Below are 537 nucleotides of genomic sequence, written 5' to 3'. Positions count from 1 at the left end.
CGTTCGCGTTCTTCATTCCCTAATACATTACGTTCATTAAATATTAGTACTTAAGTCAGTTAATTTAGTATTGGTGATGGTGATGGTGGTGTTGTTGTGGAATCTTGACAGGAACATGTACAGGTACTTTGACTGGATAAGGTACTTCCTTTTCTACCGCATACGGTACTTCCTTCACGATGGGCACGGGCCTTTCGACTGATACGTGAACAGGTACTGGTACTGGTTTCTCAACCTCTACTGGCACCTTCTTTTCAACCTCGTACGGTTGTGGTACTGGTACTTTTACGTGATAAGGTACTGGTTTTGGTACTTCGACTGGATATGGTTTGTCAATTGGGATTCTGACTTCGTATGGTACTGGTTTCTCGACTGGGTATGCAATATGTTTTTCTACAGTGACTGGGTACGGTTTAGGGACGTGGACGGGGTAGGGCCTGTCGACGGGAACTTTGACTTCGTATGGTACTTTCTTCTCGACAAGGTAGGGTTGTGGAACAGGGATTTTTTCTTCTACATGAACTGGAACTCTCTTTT

At 43.9% G+C, this 537-nt stretch carries 1 pseudogene; it reads right to left on the bottom strand.

Annotated elements, in window-relative coordinates:
- Nucleotides 1-64 precede the first annotated feature (64 nt).
- A pseudogene (locus tag EK369_RS23045) lies at nt 65-537 on the bottom strand (hypothetical protein); the annotation flags it as partial.

Origin of the sequence: Shimia sediminis (genome assembly GCF_003990645.1) — a bacterium.
GTDB lineage: Bacteria > Pseudomonadota > Alphaproteobacteria > Rhodobacterales > Rhodobacteraceae > Shimia > Shimia sediminis.
This window is presented reverse-complemented; position numbering and strand designations above follow the sequence as displayed.